The sequence below is a fragment of the Streptomyces sirii genome (genome assembly GCF_045690365.1).
In the GTDB taxonomy this organism is placed as follows: Bacteria; Actinomycetota; Actinomycetes; order Streptomycetales; family Streptomycetaceae; genus Streptomyces; species Streptomyces sirii.
In genome coordinates this window covers 6,963,506-6,980,890 of record NZ_CP147982.1, presented here as the reverse complement: position 1 = coordinate 6,980,890, position 17,385 = coordinate 6,963,506, and the positions used below count along the sequence as shown (strand labels likewise).

Sequence of the window (17,385 nt, the reverse complement as noted above, 5' to 3'; positions counted from 1 at the left end):
AGCACGAGGTGCGCGACCATCGACGGTCGCCCACCTCCATGGCACTCGACCCTCCCAGAGCCGACGGATTCTACGCGTCGAGGCCGGCACGGCATTGATCGTGGGGTTCATGCGCGAGAGGGCGTCTCCCGTCACGCCTTCGTTGGGACGGCGGGGCTTACCCGAGCAATCCTAAAGATCGCAACGGTTCCCAAGAACGGCGATGGTCCGCCTGTAAGGGGATAGTTGTCCTTTGTCGCGGAGTAGAGGGCGAGCCCCTTCTCTGCGAGCTCCTCCAGGATGGCAGTAAGGCTTCGCTGTGCATCCCGTACCGAAGAGCGTGAGAACTCGATGTCTCCCGAGATGTCGCTCCAGTCCCGGAAGGATTGAACCGCGTCGTCAATGAGGTCCTGCTCCTCGTCGGTGCAGTCCTCTGGTTCTTCGTGCTCCAACCACCCGAGGCAGCCCGAGAGGATCGGCCACAGGTCACGGCCCGTCTTCACGTGGTTGAGAATCACGACCTCGAACTCCGGCTCGTCCACCGTGATGACGTCGATGATCCTGTCAATCTGCTCCCGCTTGAGCTTGCTGAGTTCGTCAGCAAGCGTCTTGATCCCCCACACCTCGATGGTGACGCCCCGGTATCGAGGACGAAGCTCGTTGTCGATGAACTGGTTGACTTCGCCTGGGAGTGTGTCGTTGGTGAGAAAGCGCCACACCTTCACGTCGCGGTGCTCCTGAAGGCAGCCCTCCAGGTCGCCGCGGATCTTCACCTTGGTCTTGTCGATCCGCTCGCCGCGCGTCGCGTGCGCCGCGAAGAACACTCGCGCCTTCGGACAGTAGCCGTCATTCTTGGTGTCGCCCTTCGGCCCCGCCGCCCGCACGGGTTGGTAGTCCCCCGGGTACAGCTCCAGACCGAGCCGATCCATGCAGTCCTGGAAGGCATTGCCCTCCAGACGAAGGAGCTGACCTTCCACGAGCTTCCGCAGCGAGTTCTGATCCACGGTAGTCATTACCGCACAGCTCTGGCGTGCTGCACAGCTAGATCGCGCGGATCAAGCGGCGGTGGCCGGCACGCCGTTGGCGCGCTCGATCAAGTGCTACCCGCAGCAGTCCGTAGATCTTCGTTACTCGCTTGCCCCGCTTCACTGTTGGCCCGATCCTGGAACGTTCGTCCCCACCAACCCGAAAGACGATCACGAACGACATCTGGGTACACATCGGCACCACGAACAACGCGGCCGGCTGGAACTCAAGTCGGTGTCCGGCCGTAGCGGCATTGGCGTGATGCAGCTCCGCTTCCGGTTCGAAGCGTCATGTCGGAATGACGCCTCGGCACAGCGGCCGATGTGGTTCGAGGGCAAGCTGTCTGCGCTCAGTCTTGGATCGTCGAGCGGCTACCTGGGGCGGCTGGTTGTCGAGTCCTCGCCCGTCACGCTGCACAGCCTCGCAGCGACGACGACGTTCGACCTCGTGGTCGACCTCGACCACCGGCAGCTTCAGATCATCGAGGAGCACAGGACTGGAGCGTTGAAGTTCAACCTCGAAGTCACCGGCGCAGCCATGAAGGACGGCAACCTCGAGCGCATCGGGGTCGGCAGCATCGAGCACGAGGTGAACCAGAGCAACTGGGCGGCGATCCTTGAGCAGATGCAGTACCGCCGCCTGCTCCTGGTCGAGCTGGACGCACCGGACGCGACCCGGTCGGCAGAGTTCGCCGCCGCCCTCGACTACTACCGCGACGCTGAAAAGCAGTACATCAAGCACGAGTGGCGCCTCACAGTTGAAGCGCTCCGCCAGACCCTCGCGGCGCGTGTCGGCAGGAAGGCCCGACGACGAGGACGAGACAGTGGACGTTACAGCGGCGGCCAAGGCGCAGCGCAAGGAGTCGATGAACACGGCTGTCGGCTACCCGGTGCGTGCCGAACAGGTACGGCTCGCCCTCAAGTTCATGTGTGACCTGGGCGCGCACCCGGAAGTGGCCGGTACAGAGAGGCACAACGCGTACTCAGCCCTCCTGATGGTCGGCGGTCTGCTGCACAGCTGGCAGCCGGTGAAGCCGCACATCACGGCACAGGCTTCCGTCGAGAACGTCGAGGCGACCCAGGCCGCGCCGGCGGCGACCGCCTGAATCAGCGAACCTTACGACCTCGTCCACGCCAGCAGAGCCTCTTGTCAGGAGGGAAAGCCGTGACCAACATCGATACGGCTGACAAAGATCGTAAATGGCTATCTTGCCTGAGGTCACCAGCAGCAGGGGCATCCGCCTTGCACGGACCAGTGCGCGCGCGGAGCCCTCCTGACCGCCTACATCGCCGGAACCGTCGACGGCGACGCCGTGGACGGACGCCAGGCTCGGGCTCCTCAAGGAGGCCCTGACGCGCGGGGTGAAGATCCTCGACGAAGCCCCCGGCTGGGCGGAGGGCGTGCCCAGGGACACACACGATCCAGGCACCTACCAGCGTTTCCTTGGCGAGGCCGGCACCTGCGCCGCCTGCGACTTCACCGCGATCTGCCGGGACCGGCCCAGCACTCCGACACTGATCGACCACGTCCGCCCGTAGAGCCGCGGTGTTGTGCGATACCGGCACCACGGCCCAACCTCTACATCTCCGACAGAGAGGTGCACAGCATGCTCCGCCCTCCCAGGTAAGGGATCCGATGAGACAGCCGCAGCTGCGACGTCGAAGATTGCTGAACCGTGTGATAGCGCCATCCGGTGCAGGTCAGAGAGTGCCTTCGACTGCCAGAGCCGAGTATCGGCCGCGGGGGCGATGCGGATCGGACGGAAGATGACGGCGCGTCCACTGACACTCACGGAGCCGAGACAGGGTGTTGCGTGAAGTGTGGCGAACGCCGCTGTCGCTCAGCTGGCGTCGGTGCTGTCGCCCGTCACGTCGTCAGGCCCGTCGTCCAGATCCCCTACGGCCCGCATGGAGCTGTCGGAAAGTTCGGGCATCTCGAAGGCGTAGCGGCCCTTCATGTGGATGTGCCGATAGAGGAAGGGGGACAAGCTCCTGACGACTTCGTCGGGAATGGGCCGCAGGTGGCTGGCCTTCTTCTGGAGGAACAGGTCGATGTAGGCGGTGTTGAAGAGCACCACCATGTTGACGATCAGTCCGAGTGCGCTGAGTTGTTCCTCCATTCCGGTCTGGTAGCGGTGGATGCGGTCTTCGGTGCCGTGATAGATCTTCGCGGCCAGCTCGTGGCGTTGGGCGTGGCGGAGGCTCTGTGTTTCGATCTGACGGCGGTAGTCAGGGTTGTCGATGAGATCCAGGATGTGTGCGGTCTTGTGGATCTTCCCGTAGTGGGCGAGTGCCTTGCCCAGGGGCGTGAGGCTGCCGTTGCGGACCACCATGCGGATCGCGTCTGCGGATCGCACACGGCCTAGGTGAACGGCCCCGACGAGGCGGAGCATGTCGTCCCAGTTTCGTTCGATGAGAGCGGAGTCGATCTTGTTGCGGGTGGCATGCTGCAGGGGGCCGTAGTCCTCGCTTGATGTGGTGTCCATGCGAGCGAGGGTCATGTCGGTGACGTCGGCGGCTGTGGCGGTGTAGGTGTAGCCGGAGAGCGCGAGCAGGCCGAAGATGATCTCTTGGTGTGGCCCGGCCTCTGCGACGATCTTCTGGGGCTTCTGTTGGCGGTTCTGATTCTGGGTGCTGGTGGCTTTGAGGGCGCTGGTGCGTCGGTCGTTGAGGACGTCGAGTACGTGCAGGCAGGTGTGGACGGATCCGGCGACGACCTTGTCCGTGAGTCCCATGGCCTGCTCCGACAGGAGGGTGAGGTGGGTGACGTGAGCGGTGCCGTGGGCAGACAGGCGCGCCTTGATGGCGGTCGGGGGTGCGACCATACGCTGGCCCTCTACGGATGCCATGTGGCCGCCGTTCCATGATGCGGCAACAGAAAGCTGTGACTGCCGCGCCAGCAGGCGGTGGTTCAGTGCTTCCAAACAGTCCGGTCGCAGGAAGTTGTCGATGACGTAGGTGATGTGCCTTTGTTCCAGGGCGGGGAAGTTGCCGGCGACAGCCTCGACACCGACGTTGCAGCCGAGCGCGACCAGTGCGGCGGACAGGGTGATGTCAAAGTCGCGTTGGCGTGGGGTCGCTCCGCCTGGTGTCGTGAACACCTCGGTGCCCTTGGTCCACGTGAGGACTTCCAGGATGAGTTGGGGAAGGTCGCCCTTGGGCAACCAGCCCGCGAGTTCCGCGGTCACCTTGCGCAGCCTGGGGTCTGGGGAAAGAGGTGCCGTGGACAGGACGAGCCTGCCGCCATCTCCGACTTCGACCTGTCTGTCTTTCGGCAGGCGCTCTGCGATCGCATAGGTCTTGGTGTGGAGCTCTTGGCCCAGTCGCTTCAAGTGGGCGACCACATCCAAGGGAAGCCCCAAGCTCTTGGCCACTGAGACCCGCAACGCCGCCCACTCCGCCGACGACGGCAGGCCCGCTTCCGGGTTACCCCACTTCGATGCCCCCTGGACGAAGATTTCGCGCCGCAGGAGGCGAGAGTAGAACCTCTCCACCACGCAGAACGCGTAGGCGGCGGTGTCGACCGTATCGGGCGCCAGGTGCGGCGCGTGGAGCGCCAGCTCTTTCCAGGACCCGGTCAACAAGCGCTCATCGGCCTCGGCACGGCTGATCGCGGGTCGGTCGATCAGGTCGGTCAACGACCACAGGGCGTCCAGCACATGTCTGGCTTCCTGTGTGCCGGACCGGTACGTCAGTCCTCCGACGATGTGTGGCAGGTAGGTCTTCAGGAGATCGATCCGTTTGATCATTTTGGCGCGGCGAGCCTCTTCCGAGTCCGATCCCGTCGCGGGGGCCAGCTCGCCGGCCACCGTGACGGCTGCCTCGAACGCGGGCAGATCCTCGAGTTGGTCGAGAAATTCGCGCACCGTCAAGGTGTCTGCCGCAGGGGGGATGATCTCTCCCGTCGCAGTGTCAACCTGTTCGTGCCTCGCGTCGAGAAGGTCTTTGCCTACCTCCCTCATGACGGCGGCAGCATGGGCCAGGTCGGGGAAGATCGCGGAACGCTCCTTTTCGGTCTTGCGTCGCGCTCGTCCGATGAGGTCGTTGGCGATCAGGTGCACCAGCATGTCGACCGCGTCGTCCGCAGCAGTCTCGGTAAGGCGGCCAACTGCTGCGACGGTCGCGGCGCGCCGCTTCGTCCTCTGCGCCTCTTGGTCTGCGGCGAACCGGGCGAGATGCGACAGGCGTCGTGGGGAGAAGGCCCGGGTGTCCACGGGTGGCAGCCCTAGAGACTGGATCTCGTTGTTCCGGGCGAAGGCGCGCGCGAGGTTCGTCCAGGCAGGTTTGCCGGGTCCTCGCTGCATCTCGGCCAGCGGCGACTTTCGTTCATCGTCCGGGACTGCCGTCAGCCGATCGAGTTCGAACAGCCGGTCAGCGTACGGGGCCAAGAGCGCCTGCCACATTCCTTGGTCGGCTTCCGCCCGTACCGATCGCACCAGGTCGGTGAGGGTGCGCTCGCCGGGCAGCTCGATACGTTGCTCCCGCAGCCAGTCAATTGCACGCCGCAGGAGGGCCTTGACTCCTTCTTCCGTGTACGTGGCGCGGGACACCACCATGCTTTTCAGTGCGGCCTGGCCCTTGCTGTACGGCTTCCAGCCACAGACCGACCTGATCTCCTGCGCATGTCGCCGCGTCAGCCCATCGTGCGCGCCGTACGCGGACAGGACCGCCACGCCACCGCTGATGTCGAGCTGGGTCGCCAGGTGCTCCACGACCGGTCGCGGCAGAGAAGCAATCTCCTGAGGTTTGGGGAGCCGGCCCAAGGACCGCAGGCAGGCGAGCTGGACGGCGAAGCCCAACCGGTTCTGCGGCCCGCGTTTGTTCAGGATCAGTTCGGCCTCGGCCTCGGTGAGGTCGAAGAGAGCCAGCAGGCCGTCTGGCAGGTCTCCTTCGGGAATTGACGGGTAATCCCGGCCCAGGGGAAAGCTCGGGCTCGTGCTCATCTTGTATGCCTCGCTGCAAATCCGACTACGACGACGTGCAGATTCAAGGCATGCGGTGCGGCCAGTCAAACGGCTGCCTCCCCGGTACGGCGCCTAACACACGGTTCTGCAATCTTCGTCGTCGAAGACATTTCGCCTGGTCCGATCCGGGGATACGCCGTTCCTACGGGCAGTTGGGAGCACCTACGGTCCTCGGCCATGGAGAACGTATGGATCGAGCCGGGCGGGACTACCGATCCCGGCTACACCGAAGATCAGCTCAGACGGGCGAGAACTTTCGCCGAGACGGACATCCGAGCCTCCCGGGCACAGCTGGCCGCTCGCTTCGGCCTCGGTGACGTCTGCGCCGAGATCACCGACGGGGCGCCTCCGGGCGCAAGCCTCGCCTTGGAACAGCTGGCCCAGCAGCTCGGGTACGCGACAGAGACACTGGAGCAATACCTGCGGGTTACCCGCCTCGCGGGGACCGCACTTCGCGAGCGTCTGCTCGCCTCTGCCGTCCAGGTCCCGTGGAAGTGCGTGACCACCGCCTGCGTCACCGACTCCCAAGAGCGTTCCCGACGTGTCAGTTTGCTGCTGGAACGACTCGACAGCGCGGAACGGGCGGGATGGCCCATGGCTCTGGACGCGGCGCAGTACCGCAGGGCATTGAGCCGGGCGGCCGGAGTGGAGCCTCCCGGCGAGATCGTTGCGCAGCTCGACCGAGAAGAGGTCCGGGAGGCCGTCCTGGCCGAGCTGACGAAGAGTCCGGCGGCGGTGCTGGCCGTGCTGCGGGAACCTGCAGTGCGGGAGGTCCTGAAGGACAAGGACGTCGCCCGCTATGTCCGCGCACAGATGCGACCGGCTCCTAGCCCGCACGAAGCCCTGCTCGACGAGCTCGTCGGCAGTGAGGAACGCGACCCGCACGCCGACTGGACCATCCGCTACTTCGGCCTGGCCCACAAGGCCAGGGAAATCCTGCTGCTCGGTCCCGAGGACTTCGCGGACGTCAACGACCCCGAAGTGTGGGAGTCCGTCGAGTCCATCCGTGACTCGGTCACTTCCTGGGCCGACCGGGTCTTGCAGCAGCGACCCCGCACCATCCGACTCCTGACAGGAAGGTAGAAAACCATGCCCAGCGCCGCAGGCCGCTATTCGAACACCGTGCGCGACGTCCTCGACCGTGAAGCCCTCCGCTGCATTCTCGCCGGCGGGAGCGAGAGTGAGCAGTTCGCCCGGCTTCAAGGGATCGTCCGATCGAAGGTCAAGGTGCTGTCGGCCGAGTACCACGCGGTGTTCGACCGCGCGGTGAAGTCGATGTGCACCACCTCCTTCAAGAAGGTCACCAAAGAGATCCGAATCGCTGCCATGGCCGGACCGCCCGGCCCCACGCCCACCGAACCGACCCTTCAGGGCCCCGGCTGCGGTGCCACCCCCACCAGCCCGGACCAGGCGAGCGTTCCCGGTCCACGCGCCGGCGCCACCGACGAAAGGGTCGTCGCGAAGGTCGTACTCGGCGAGGGCGGCGAACTGACGGAGAAGACCGCCCGGCAGCTCGTGTTGCAGGACCTCGACCGCATCATCGACGTGCTGCCCCCACTGGCCGAACGTGACTTCAGAGAGGCCGACCGGCTCGACCAGCAGGCCAAGGAGTCCACGCAAGGAGCGAAAAGGCACCGAGCCCGCGGAAACCGCATCATCGCCCTGGTTGAACGCTACGACCGCCTGGTCGCCGGCGTCGACAACCTCCCTGGCATCTTCACCGTCGCAGACCTGCTCACGGAAGTCGGGCCGCAGGCCCTCGGCCTGGACGAGGACGACGCCGAACTCCTCCGCTACGCAGGTGCCCTGTGACCGAGTATGCCTGGCACAAGGAGATCAAGGGATGGGGCGTGGCCACCGAGATCTCCCTCGGCAACCGCCGCGCCGACTGCCAACTACGCTGCGGCAAACGGGCTGAGGTACAAGCCCGCCCGCTTCCCCCCGACGAAGTCGCCGGCCGGGAAGCGCACGCCGACTTGTGGCTCCTGGACTGCCGTGCCGCTCACCGCTCGCGGCGCCTGATGGTCTGGAGCGACCCACAGTTCGGCACGCTGTTCCGCTGGGAGCGGGCCTGGCAGGGGTTCGCCATCTCCAAGCGTCCCGTCTTCCTCAACCTTGAGCTCGATCTGCGAACCGGACACGGCACCTTCCTCGAGGTGACCGGCTGGACCTTCGACGGATACCGGGCCACGGGCACCGGCCAGATCCACACCGCGGCTTCCCTCCGGTCCTGGATGCGCTACGGTCTCCCGCTCGCAGGCCACCAGCCAGTGGCGCTATGACCCTCTACCTCCTCCCCCTCCAGCGACACCGCACCGTCACGATCGAACTCGACGGCCTCCTACAACAGTTGCCCGCCGAGTACCACCCCACCGGGCCGCTCGTGGGCCGCATAGTGACCGCCCCTGCCTTCCACGCCCAGTCTGTGTTCGGCGAGTGTCCAGTGCCGGTAGCCATGCCCCTACACCGCCCCGCCGCTCGCACCGACCCACGGCTGATCGTCGTAGACGACCTGTCCGAGGAGTGGGTCATGGGCTTCCGAGTCCACTACCAGCAACAGCCCTACCGCATCACCGGCTTCTACCCGCGATAGTCCGCACCGCCGTCGCAGACCCCCAGTACGACGGAACTGCCATACGCTCTGGAGCACGTTCTCAGCACCGGCCTCGCCACTTCACTCATCCGCATTGTGTGCGCTACGTGCGCGCCCTGATGCACGTTGGTCCGTCAGGGCGTCGCGCAGCATCCGTCAGCAGTGGTAGCCCTCTGAGACTTTTCTGGGACTTCCGGCCCCGTCAACCTGCACGAACATGAAACACCTGAAAGGCCATTCGCGCAGGTCAGCAACCACAAGCCACTCATCGCGGCAGGTCACCGCATTGGCTGGTCTCTTCCGGGACATCTGACGATCCCCCAGTTGAACGCCGCCGCACCCCCCTGACCTGCAGGAAATGCAGGCCAGGAAGGATGTGGCGGCACCCGTGGGACTTCTCTGGGGCTTTGCGACCGCGCCCCGCTCTGTGAGGCAGCAGTCCTGGGCCGGTCGGTCAGGACACCAGCACGGCATAGCCGCCCCTCGGCCGGCGAAGGCCGCGGCCGTCCCGGCGGACCCGACTTCCCGTGTGCGGGGCGACTCTTCGGGAGGTGGGGCCGCCGGGCCGGTCTGGTCAGCCGGTGAGGGGGCCGGCGGGTTGTGTCGTTCGGGGAGCCGGGGCTTCCTCCGGGACATTGCGGCACCACGTCTCCGTGGCACGCAGCGCGCCGAGGAGGCCCACCGCGCTGAAGGCGACGGGGAGCAGCAGGGCCAGGCGGTAGCTGTGAAGATCGGGTTGGCCTGCCGCGGGGTGCGTGAGGTCGACTATCCAGCCGAAGAGCGGCTGGATCACGGCGGAGGCGGCGAACACTCCGGTGTTGGCCACCGCCAGGACGGTGGCGGAGATGCTGTTGGGCACCAACTCCTTGAGGGTGGCGAAGGACACGGTGACCTGCGCGGCGGCGAGGCCGACGAGCAGGTAGAGCGCCAGGCCGCTCCAACCGGGCCGCCACGGGGCGAGTCCCAGCAGGAGCCAGCCGGCGAGCGCGGCGGCGGAGGAGGCCAGCAGGAGCGGCTTGCGCCTTCCGAGCCGGTCCGACACGAGGCCGATCACGAAGGAGCCGATGCCGTAGGTGGCGAGGGCGAGCGTGGTGTACAGGGCCGCGTGGGAATTGGAGAGATGGAAACCGTCGGTCAGTACGGGGACGCCCCACAGCCCGGAGAAGGCGTAGAAGGTCCCGTTGGTGCCGATGGTGCACCAGTAGACCGGCCACAACTCCCGTCGTCCGAGGACGTGCCTGATGCTGCGCCAGGCACCGGCGGACGAGCCGGCGGGGCGCGGCACCGGGACGGCGGTTGCGTCGGAGCGGTTGCGGACGAGCATCACGACCGATCCCGCCAGCAGGAACGAGATGACCGCGGCCGAGGCGAAGATGGTCCGCCACGACAGGTGGTGGAGCAGCCAGGCGGAGGGGCTGCCGGCGAGGACGCTACCGACGTTGGCGAGCAGCATCGTGAGGCCGGTGATGGCGCCGTAGTGTCGGGCCGAGAACCACACCGCGTTGTTCTTCATCACGCCGACGAAGACCACCGACAGCCCGAGCCCGGTCAGCACCGGCCCCAACGACGCCTGGAGCAGGTTGTGCGCCGTCGCCTGTGCGGCAGCACCCATCGCGGTCACGAAGGAGCCCGCCGCGACGCACAGGCGCGTACCCCAGCGGTCCACCAGCAGGCCCGCCGGGATCTGCGCCGCGGTGTACACCCAGAAGTGCCACGCGGCGAGCACGCCGAGCTGCGCGGCGGACGCGCCCAGCGACGCACTCAGCGACTGGGCGAACGTGGCCGGCGCGAACCGGTAGAAGAACCCCGACAGGAAGCAGGCGGTGAGAACGGTGTAGCCGCTCCACCGCATGACGTGGAAGCGGCGATCAGCCGACATGGAGAACCTGATCGAGGATCCAATTGTCCAGGCGGTGCACGACGTGCTCCTCGGGGACGTAGCAGCCGGGCGTCGAGGCGTTGAGCCCCTTCTGCTGGTATTCGGTGATCCAGTCGTCCTCTTCGACGACTTGGTTGAGCCGCTTGTAGTAGTGCTTGGAGACCTCGTCGAAGTCCTCGCGTTCCAGGGTCGACGCGGGGAAGGAGTAACCCACGCGGACCCGGGTGCGGGTCGCGGAGTCGGGGATCTTGTGGATCCACCACATGACGTCCTGAGCGGTGACGAGGAAGAAGCCGGGCAGCAGGATCGAGAAGTGCGTACCGCGAGCGGCCTTGCCGGACAGCCCCTCGACATGGGGGAAACCGCGGTCACGTTCGCCCGGGTGCAGAGCGGGTGTGTGGGGCGACTCGTGGTAGACGCCGATCCAGTTGCCCTCGGACTCCGACATGGTGACGGGCTGCTCGCCTATCGACCCACGGTGGATGTGCTTGGTGTGCAGGGTTTCCATGTCGACCTCGACATAGAGCTTCCAGTTGGAGTCCAGGACGTATTCCCGCTCTTGGACGGCGACCATCTCCGCAGTGCGATGCGGTGCGGCGACAGTGGACACATAGTTGCCGAGATAGGCGTCCAGGGTGGGAGCGGACGCCGGGTCGCCCAGGTGGACGAAGATCAGGCCCTCCCGGACGCCGCAGGGAACCTGTAACAGGTCCTTGCCGAGCCCCGCCAGTTCGTCTCGGCCGTAGCCCTCCAGACCGGGCGCGTGTTTGAGGACGCCTTCCAGGCTGTACGTCCAGGAGTGGTAGGGGCAGCGGAGGCCTCTGCAGGTGCCGGAGGGCTGGTCGGTCACGGGTGCGCCGCGGTGCCGGCACGAGTTGCGGAAGGCCCGCACCTCCCCGTCGTCGCCGCGCACGATCAGTAGGGGCTCGTCCAACAGGCGGAGGGTCATGAAAGCGCCGGGCTCGGAGACCGAGGAGGCCAGACCGGCGAAGTGCCATGCGGGACGGAACATGGTGTCCATCTCCCGCTGGAACCAGGTCTCATCCGTGTACACCCAATGCGGCAGCGTTTCGGCCTGTTCACGGGGCAATCGGGTGCGCGCGTAGTGGGACGGATCAAAAATGTCAGCAGGCTTCCGCATCACGATATGAACTTTCCGTTGGCGAGATCTGGACGTGGCGCAGGCTAACCGCCGCGACTTTCGCCGATCAAGAGAGTTCGGAAGTCGGGCAAGTCGGCCGATATCGCTTTACCGGGTAGGCAAAAACGGTCCGGAGGCCCCTCGCCTGCGAGGGCAAGAGAGGCGGCGGCGCAGAGTCAAGTCGAGCCAGCCGAGTCGGCACGCCAAAATGCGCATCGGCGGCCCCCCAGAGCGGGAGCGCCGCATCCCGCGACCCACTCGACAGGTCCTGCCGAAGCCCCGAAGGCCGCGATCAAAGAGGGTGCGCGAAGCCACTTCGACGGGCCACCACATTCCCTCGGGGGCGATATCGACAAGGGGCTTGAAATATTCGATGCGGGGCTGAAAATACCTCCCTCCACGACGTCGAGGTAGCCCGAGACGTCCACCGCACCGATTTCAAGGATAAAGGACCGACAGGCCGGTTTTGACGATTCCCGGACGCGTCGAACGGTCGCCACTCAAGCAAAGGGAACCTCAAGGGATCCGCGACAATCCGCCCATGAACCATAGGCGCGCAAAGAAAGCCTCAAGGCGAGTAAAGGGTAGTTGCCAGCTACACGGAATACTTGCTTCAGTGATCACGAAGGGCAGCCGAACGAGGCGGGCCCACACTGTCCGCGCACTTCATGGTCTTGTGACAAGCGGGGGAAAGACGGTCGTGAGCATCTCTGGAGACTTAGTCCCGAGCCTCACCGGAGGCTCGGCACTCGACAGATCAGCAGCTGCGTCGGACAAGGCCCTTGTGCCCTGTCTGCCGACTACCGGGCTTTTCGGCATCCGGCCAGGTGGGAGAGCATCCCGCCGAATCCGCCGAACAATGCCGCGCCATGCGGCACCGTCGCTCCCAGGGATTTCGAGAATCCTCAGCGGCGCCATGCGCTGAAGCGGAACCCTGTACGGCTCGGCACGACTTCGCCTCTGATGCACCCCATGACGGCGCACGCCAAAAGAGCCGTGCGGGAGTCGGAGGCTGACGCGCGCCGCGTCACCGTATGGAATCGTTTCATCTACGGCTCCGACCTCCCCCTCTTTGCGGTGCGGCATTCTTTCCGCCGCCCGTAGGGAACATTTCGGCACTCATACGGCAGCGCATCGGTTCGCATTTCCGAGGTGCACCGTCACGGGTGCCCGATTCCTTCCTGCCGGCTTCCCTCATTCACCACATGCACCGTTTCCCCATGCGCCTATCGCGTTGCCGATCGGCGTTCAACGAGAAAGGATGTACCACCGATGGATCAGCAGTGCATATTCCCTTCCCGCCAGTCCCATCAGCACACCTTCATGGATTGCACCCTCCGCGACGGCTCGTACTCGGTCAACTTCCAGTTCGATACCGAAACGGTCGAGACCGTGCTCTCCACCGTGACCGCGGCGGGGATCGAGTGGGTGGAGGTCGGCCACGGCCTGGGCATCAACGGCAGGAAGATTTCGGAAACGAACATCTCCGATGAGGAGTGGTGCGAGCTCGCCACCCGATTCCTGCCCGCGGATTGCCGCTGGGGCATGTTCGTACAGCCGGGACTCGCCTCCCTCGACGACCTCGCGCGGATGGCCGATGCCGGAATGAAGTTCGCCCGCATAGGCGTCGACATCACGTCGTACGAGCAGGCCTACACCCACGTGGACCGTGCCAAGGAGCTCGGGCTGACGGTCTTCGTCAACTTGATGAAGTCGCATGTCCGCGGTGTCGACGCGGCCGTCCGGACCGCTGTCGACATCGAGGCTTCGTGTGATCTCGACTGCCTGTACTTCGTCGACTCGGTGGGGCAGTTCCTCCCCGATCACACGGCACGGCTCTTCGGCGAGGCCGCACGCCGGCTGAAGACGCCGATCGGCTTCCACGGGCACAACAACCTGGGGCTGGCCAACGCCAACTCACTGGCCGCGACCAACAACGGCGCATCGATCGTGGACTGCACGCTGGCAGGGCTCGGCAGGGACGCCGGAAACGCCGTCCTGGAGGAGATGGCCGCCGTGCTGGAACTGCAGGAGGGTAAGCGGCTCTACCACACGGACATGTTGGCGCACACCAGCGAGTACTGCGTCTCGCGCCTGGAAACGCTCGGGACCGACCGGGAGTTGCAGGTGCTCGGCGCGTTGTACGGGCTGCACTCCAAGTACTTCCCCGCCCTCGCCGATGCAGCCACAAAACACGCGGTCGACCGCACCACTCTGATGGAAGCGGTGAAGCCGCAGGCATACCAGAAAGACCTGTCGCGCCGAGACATCGACGCCATCGCCGCATCGCTCCTGGAGGCCGAGTAAAGATGAGCCTGAAGATCTACCCGTACTCGTTCGACGGCCGGCCCGATATCTTCATCGAAGATCACGACGGCTACCAGGCGTCCGTGCGTCGATTGGTGAGCACGCTGGCCGAGCCGCTGCCGATCGATCTGGCCCAGCTCATCTCGATGCAGGAGATCCCGCGGCTGGTCGACGCGTTCCGCGAACACCGCGCCGCCGGTCAGGAAGGACTGCGCTCCACGCCGGTCTCCCTGGCGAACACCCTGCTGCTGAACTCCATCCCCCAAATCTGGGGGGTCGGGCTCAACTTCGCGGCGCACGCGAACGATCTGGAAACCGCACAGCCCACGTTCGGGCCGGGCTCGTACCTGCGTCCGTACAGCTGTGTGATCCCCAATGGGGGCGCCATTGAGATTCCGCGGCAGTCCACCCGGGTCACCGCCGAAGGGGAGTTGGGGCTCGTGCTGGGCAATCCCTGCCGGAACGTGTCCGCGGAGGAGGCGTTCGACTACGTTCTCGGGTTCACCACGATCCTCGACATGACGGCCGAGGACGCGATCCGGAAGAACCCCCGGTACATCCCGTGGAGCAAGGGATTCGACACCTTCTCCAGTATCGGCCCCTGCCTGGTGTTGAGGGATCAGGAACAGTGCGAGGACATCGCCGACATCACCGTGACGACGTACCTCAACGGCTCGGTGGTCTCGCGCGATTCCGTCAGCGCGATGAAGTACAACCCGGCTCAGCTGGTCGAGTACTTCTCCGCCGGGCGCACGCTCCCGGCCGGCACCGTCCTCTCCACCGGCACCCCCGGCGCCACCGTCATTTCACCCGGCGACACCGTCCGCGCCGAAGTCTCCGGTATCGGCGTACTGGACCATCCCGTCAAGAGTGCGTAGCTGCCTGTCCCGAGGGAGAACGAACATGGTATTCACCGCTGAGCACTTCGATGATCTCGCCAGCAAAGGCTACTGCGTGATCGAGAACTACCTCGATCCGGACACCGTTCAGCGCCTGCGCGACGAATCGGAAGAGATACTTTCCCGGGGCGCCGGCGGCACCATGCCGCCCAGCCTGTTTCTGGAGAGTGCAGAACTCAAGAATGCATTCTTCTCGGAGAAGTTATACGAGATGGTCACCGACCTCAACGACAAGGTCGGCCCCATGCTGCTGTACCCGAACTTCACCGTCCGCAAGGGGCTGGTCGTCGGGTGGCACATCGACGACCGCATGCTGTCCCGCCCCGTGGACGGCTCCGGGGACTTCCCCTCGATCCTGATGTTCAACGTCTTCCTGCAGGACAACGACACCGTCAGCGGCGGGGGCGTGGACATCGTGTCGGGAAGCCACCTGCTCGGCCGCGAGCAGCGCGAAGAGCTCGTACGCGACCACGAGTACACCTCGCGGGACACCGTGCGGGGAAAGGCGGGTGATCTGGTGGTGTTCGATTACCGCGCGGCGCATCGTGGCACGCACCCGCAGGTGGAGAGCGATATCTCACGCCTCGCTCTGCAGTGGACGTTCTCCGTCGGCGGAGCGGTGACGCAGGACTACCTGACGTATCTGCGCGCCAGGCTCACACAGAAGATTCATATCTCGGACTACACCAACCACAAGGCGAAGAGCTTCTTTGCGGACCTGCCCCACATCACCCGGGAACTGATCGAGGACTCCTGCGGAAGGAAGGTCTTCACCGACGGTCTTGAGTATCGCGGTCTGGCGGACCTTGCGGAACAGGGGTCGCACTGATGCCGAACGTGTCGCGGGAGATCCTGGATTCCCTCTGGGACGAGGGTGTTTCGACGTTCTTCATGGTCCCGGGCAAGATGATCAACGCTTTCATGTCCAACTACCGCGCAGCGGACCAGGAGGGCAACCCGCGGATCTCCCCCGTGGTCGCCGCCGTCGAAGGCGGGGCGGCGATGATGGCCGACGGCTACGCCAGAGCCTCGGAGAAGTTCGGCGCGGTGATCGCCCTCGACGGCCCCGGAGTGGCCAACACCGTCGGGGGACTCGTCAATGCGCATGCGGATCGATCACCGGTCCTGTTGCTTTCGGGGCACATTCCCACGGGTTTTGACGCCCACGACGCCCTGCAGGACGTGACACCGACGGGTCTCGACATGGCGGCGATGCTGAGTCCGGTGACCAGCTCGTCACTGCAGGCACGCAACGCCTCACACCCGATCAGGTACTGGAACATCACGCTGAAGAAGCTCGTGGAGTGCCCCACCCGGCCGGCGTATCTTTCCTACCCCGCCGATGTGTTGTTCGCGGAGTCGGCCGAGTCCGCCGTGCGCACGAGGAAGCTGTCCGCGCCGCGCCTGGTGTGCGACCAGGAGGACCTCGACCGCACCCTCGCCACCCTCAACGCATCGGCGAGTGTCGCCGTGCTGGTCGGTTCGCACGCCAACAAGCGGGACGTCCGTGGCCTGCTGACCCGGCTGTCGGAGTCCCACGACCTTCTCGTCGGGTCCACCGTGGACGCAAAGGGGGCGTTCACCGAGAGCCACCCCAACAACGTCGGCGTCTTCGGTTACTCGGGCAATCTGCGGGCGATCGACCTCTTCACGCGGCAGCCCCCGGAGACGGTGCTGCTGTTGGGCTGCCGACCGTCGCAATGGAACACCAACGCGTGGGACGCTCGCCTCTCCGGCGCGCGCAACGTCATCGAGGTGACGTCCTCGATCGAGGACATCGGCAATTTCGCTCCGGGGTCCCAGACCCTGCTGTGCGACGAGCTGACGTTCCTGCGGAACTGGGAGTCCTCACTTACCGAGGACGCCTTCGCGGAGAACACGGCGCTGCGCGAACGGGTCCGGAGCATACCGCTGCACGAAGCCGTGACCGAAGGCCCCGATGAGACCGCCCTCCTGCATCCGGCGCGTGCGGTGCAGTGCCTGAACTCCTGGCTGAAGGACCGGGTGTGCGTGGTGGACTCGGGGAATCACCGGTCGTTCGCCACGCACTACTGGACGACGCACATCGACGCGGGCTTCCACTCCAGCACCTCCATGGGCGTGATGGGCTGGGCGTTCGGCGCCGCGATCGGTGTTTCCTTCGCCCGGGACGAGCCCTGTCTCGTCATCACGGGTGACGGCTGTGCCCTGATGCACGGGATGGAGATCCAGACTGCCGTTCGGTATCGCCGGAACATCATTTTCGCGATATTCGACAACTCCGCCTACGGCGCGACCTACATGAACAACAAGAAGAACCTGCCCGAGTTGAGCGTTCTTCCCGTTCATGACTGGGTGAAGTTCGCCGAGTCCATGGGAGCCAATGGTTTCCGGGCGACGTCGCTCGAAGAGTTGGACACCGTCGTGCAGAAGGTCAAGGACACCGATGGCGTGCACGTCATCCACGTCATGGTCGATCGAGACGCCTCCACACCGGCCCAGTCGTACCGGGAAAACCTGAAGTCATTCGAGCAGTCGAGAAGTGGGAGTAATGCATAGCACGGCCGTTCTACGCACGTTGAAAACCCTCCGCAGCGCATGCGGACCCGAGGCGAGTTA

14 protein-coding genes are annotated in these 17,385 nt (G+C 65.4%); 10 read left to right on the top strand and 4 right to left on the bottom strand.

Annotated elements, in window-relative coordinates; translation table 11 throughout:
- Positions 1-131 precede the first annotated feature (131 nt).
- On the bottom strand, positions 132-983 hold the full coding sequence (locus tag WAB15_RS31075; protein ID WP_407288242.1) for a hypothetical protein: 852 nt from the start codon (positions 981-983) through the stop codon (positions 132-134).
- A gap of 61 nt (positions 984-1,044) precedes the next feature.
- On the opposite strand from WAB15_RS31075, the gene WAB15_RS31070 reads away from it, so the two are divergent.
- Positions 1,045-1,938: a hypothetical protein gene (locus tag WAB15_RS31070; RefSeq protein WP_407288241.1), complete on the top strand. Its 894-nt coding sequence runs from the start codon at positions 1,045-1,047 to the stop codon at positions 1,936-1,938.
- A complete protein-coding gene (locus WAB15_RS31065) occupies positions 1,871-2,110 on the top strand; it encodes a hypothetical protein (RefSeq protein ID WP_407288240.1) in 240 nt (79 codons plus the stop codon). Before WAB15_RS31070 ends, WAB15_RS31065 begins: the two co-directional genes overlap by 68 nt.
- Before the next feature lie 735 nt (positions 2,111-2,845).
- On the opposite strand, the gene WAB15_RS31060 is transcribed toward WAB15_RS31065, so the two are convergent.
- Positions 2,846-5,947, bottom strand: coding sequence for a Tn3 family transposase (locus tag WAB15_RS31060; RefSeq protein WP_407288239.1), 3,102 nt, complete (start codon positions 5,945-5,947; stop codon positions 2,846-2,848).
- Positions 5,948-6,145: 198 nt separating this feature from the next.
- On the opposite strand from WAB15_RS31060, the gene WAB15_RS31055 reads away from it, so the two are divergent.
- From WAB15_RS31055 to WAB15_RS31040, 4 genes are read left to right on the top strand one after another with little or no spacing between them, the layout of a single operon-like run.
- Positions 6,146-7,051, top strand: a complete 906-nt coding sequence (locus WAB15_RS31055) for a hypothetical protein (RefSeq protein WP_407288238.1) — start codon at positions 6,146-6,148, stop codon at positions 7,049-7,051.
- A gap of 6 nt (positions 7,052-7,057) precedes the next feature.
- Positions 7,058-7,780: a hypothetical protein gene (locus WAB15_RS31050; RefSeq protein WP_407288237.1), complete on the top strand. Its 723-nt coding sequence runs from the start codon at positions 7,058-7,060 to the stop codon at positions 7,778-7,780.
- On the top strand, positions 7,777-8,250 hold the full coding sequence (locus tag WAB15_RS31045) for a hypothetical protein (protein ID WP_407288236.1): 474 nt from the start codon (positions 7,777-7,779) through the stop codon (positions 8,248-8,250). Before WAB15_RS31050 ends, WAB15_RS31045 begins: the two co-directional genes overlap by 4 nt.
- On the top strand, positions 8,247-8,561 hold the full coding sequence (locus WAB15_RS31040; protein ID WP_407288235.1) for a hypothetical protein: 315 nt from the start codon (positions 8,247-8,249) through the stop codon (positions 8,559-8,561). Before WAB15_RS31045 ends, WAB15_RS31040 begins: the two co-directional genes overlap by 4 nt.
- Before the next feature lie 574 nt (positions 8,562-9,135).
- Here WAB15_RS31040 and WAB15_RS31035 read toward each other — a convergent pair.
- Both WAB15_RS31035 and WAB15_RS31030 read right to left on the bottom strand, forming a co-directional pair.
- Entirely contained in the window at positions 9,136-10,440 is a 1,305-nt protein-coding gene (locus WAB15_RS31035; protein WP_407288234.1) for an MFS transporter, read from the bottom strand.
- Positions 10,430-11,494, bottom strand: a complete 1,065-nt coding sequence (locus tag WAB15_RS31030; protein WP_407288233.1) for an aromatic ring-hydroxylating oxygenase subunit alpha — start codon at positions 11,492-11,494, stop codon at positions 10,430-10,432. Before WAB15_RS31030 ends, WAB15_RS31035 begins: the two co-directional genes overlap by 11 nt.
- 1,410 nt (positions 11,495-12,904) lie before the next feature.
- Here WAB15_RS31030 and WAB15_RS31025 point away from each other — a divergent pair.
- Genes WAB15_RS31025 through WAB15_RS31010 form a run of 4 tightly spaced genes read left to right on the top strand, consistent with a single transcriptional unit; the run spans position 12,905 to position 17,325 of the window.
- Positions 12,905-13,888, top strand: coding sequence for a hypothetical protein (locus tag WAB15_RS31025; RefSeq protein ID WP_407288232.1), 984 nt, complete (start codon positions 12,905-12,907; stop codon positions 13,886-13,888).
- 2 nt (positions 13,889-13,890) lie between these two features.
- Positions 13,891-14,766 (top strand): fumarylacetoacetate hydrolase family protein, encoded by an 876-nt coding sequence (locus WAB15_RS31020; RefSeq protein ID WP_407288231.1) that lies wholly within the window; start codon positions 13,891-13,893, stop codon positions 14,764-14,766.
- A 25-nt stretch (positions 14,767-14,791) separates the two neighbouring features.
- Positions 14,792-15,616, top strand: a complete 825-nt coding sequence (locus tag WAB15_RS31015) for a phytanoyl-CoA dioxygenase family protein (RefSeq protein ID WP_407288230.1) — start codon at positions 14,792-14,794, stop codon at positions 15,614-15,616.
- Positions 15,616-17,325, top strand: coding sequence for a thiamine pyrophosphate-binding protein (locus tag WAB15_RS31010; RefSeq protein ID WP_407288229.1), 1,710 nt, complete (start codon positions 15,616-15,618; stop codon positions 17,323-17,325). Before WAB15_RS31015 ends, WAB15_RS31010 begins: the two co-directional genes overlap by 1 nt.
- Positions 17,326-17,385 lie beyond the last annotated feature (60 nt).

Coding starts and splice junctions, on each gene's coding strand:
- WAB15_RS31060 (WP_407288239.1), bottom strand. CDS start 5,947: ATGAGCACGAGCCCGAGCTTTCCCCTGGGCCGGGATTACCCGTCAATT.
- WAB15_RS31055 (WP_407288238.1), top strand. CDS start 6,146: ATGGAGAACGTATGGATCGAGCCGGGCGGGACTACCGATCCCGGCTAC.
- WAB15_RS31040 (WP_407288235.1), top strand. CDS start 8,247: ATGACCCTCTACCTCCTCCCCCTCCAGCGACACCGCACCGTCACGATC.
- WAB15_RS31025 (WP_407288232.1), top strand. CDS start 12,905: ATGGATTGCACCCTCCGCGACGGCTCGTACTCGGTCAACTTCCAGTTC.
- WAB15_RS31050 (WP_407288237.1), top strand. CDS start 7,058: ATGCCCAGCGCCGCAGGCCGCTATTCGAACACCGTGCGCGACGTCCTC.
- WAB15_RS31065 (WP_407288240.1), top strand. CDS start 1,871: ATGAACACGGCTGTCGGCTACCCGGTGCGTGCCGAACAGGTACGGCTC.
- WAB15_RS31010 (WP_407288229.1), top strand. CDS start 15,616: ATGCCGAACGTGTCGCGGGAGATCCTGGATTCCCTCTGGGACGAGGGT.
- WAB15_RS31020 (WP_407288231.1), top strand. CDS start 13,891: ATGAGCCTGAAGATCTACCCGTACTCGTTCGACGGCCGGCCCGATATC.
- WAB15_RS31015 (WP_407288230.1), top strand. CDS start 14,792: ATGGTATTCACCGCTGAGCACTTCGATGATCTCGCCAGCAAAGGCTAC.
- WAB15_RS31035 (WP_407288234.1), bottom strand. CDS start 10,440: ATGTCGGCTGATCGCCGCTTCCACGTCATGCGGTGGAGCGGCTACACC.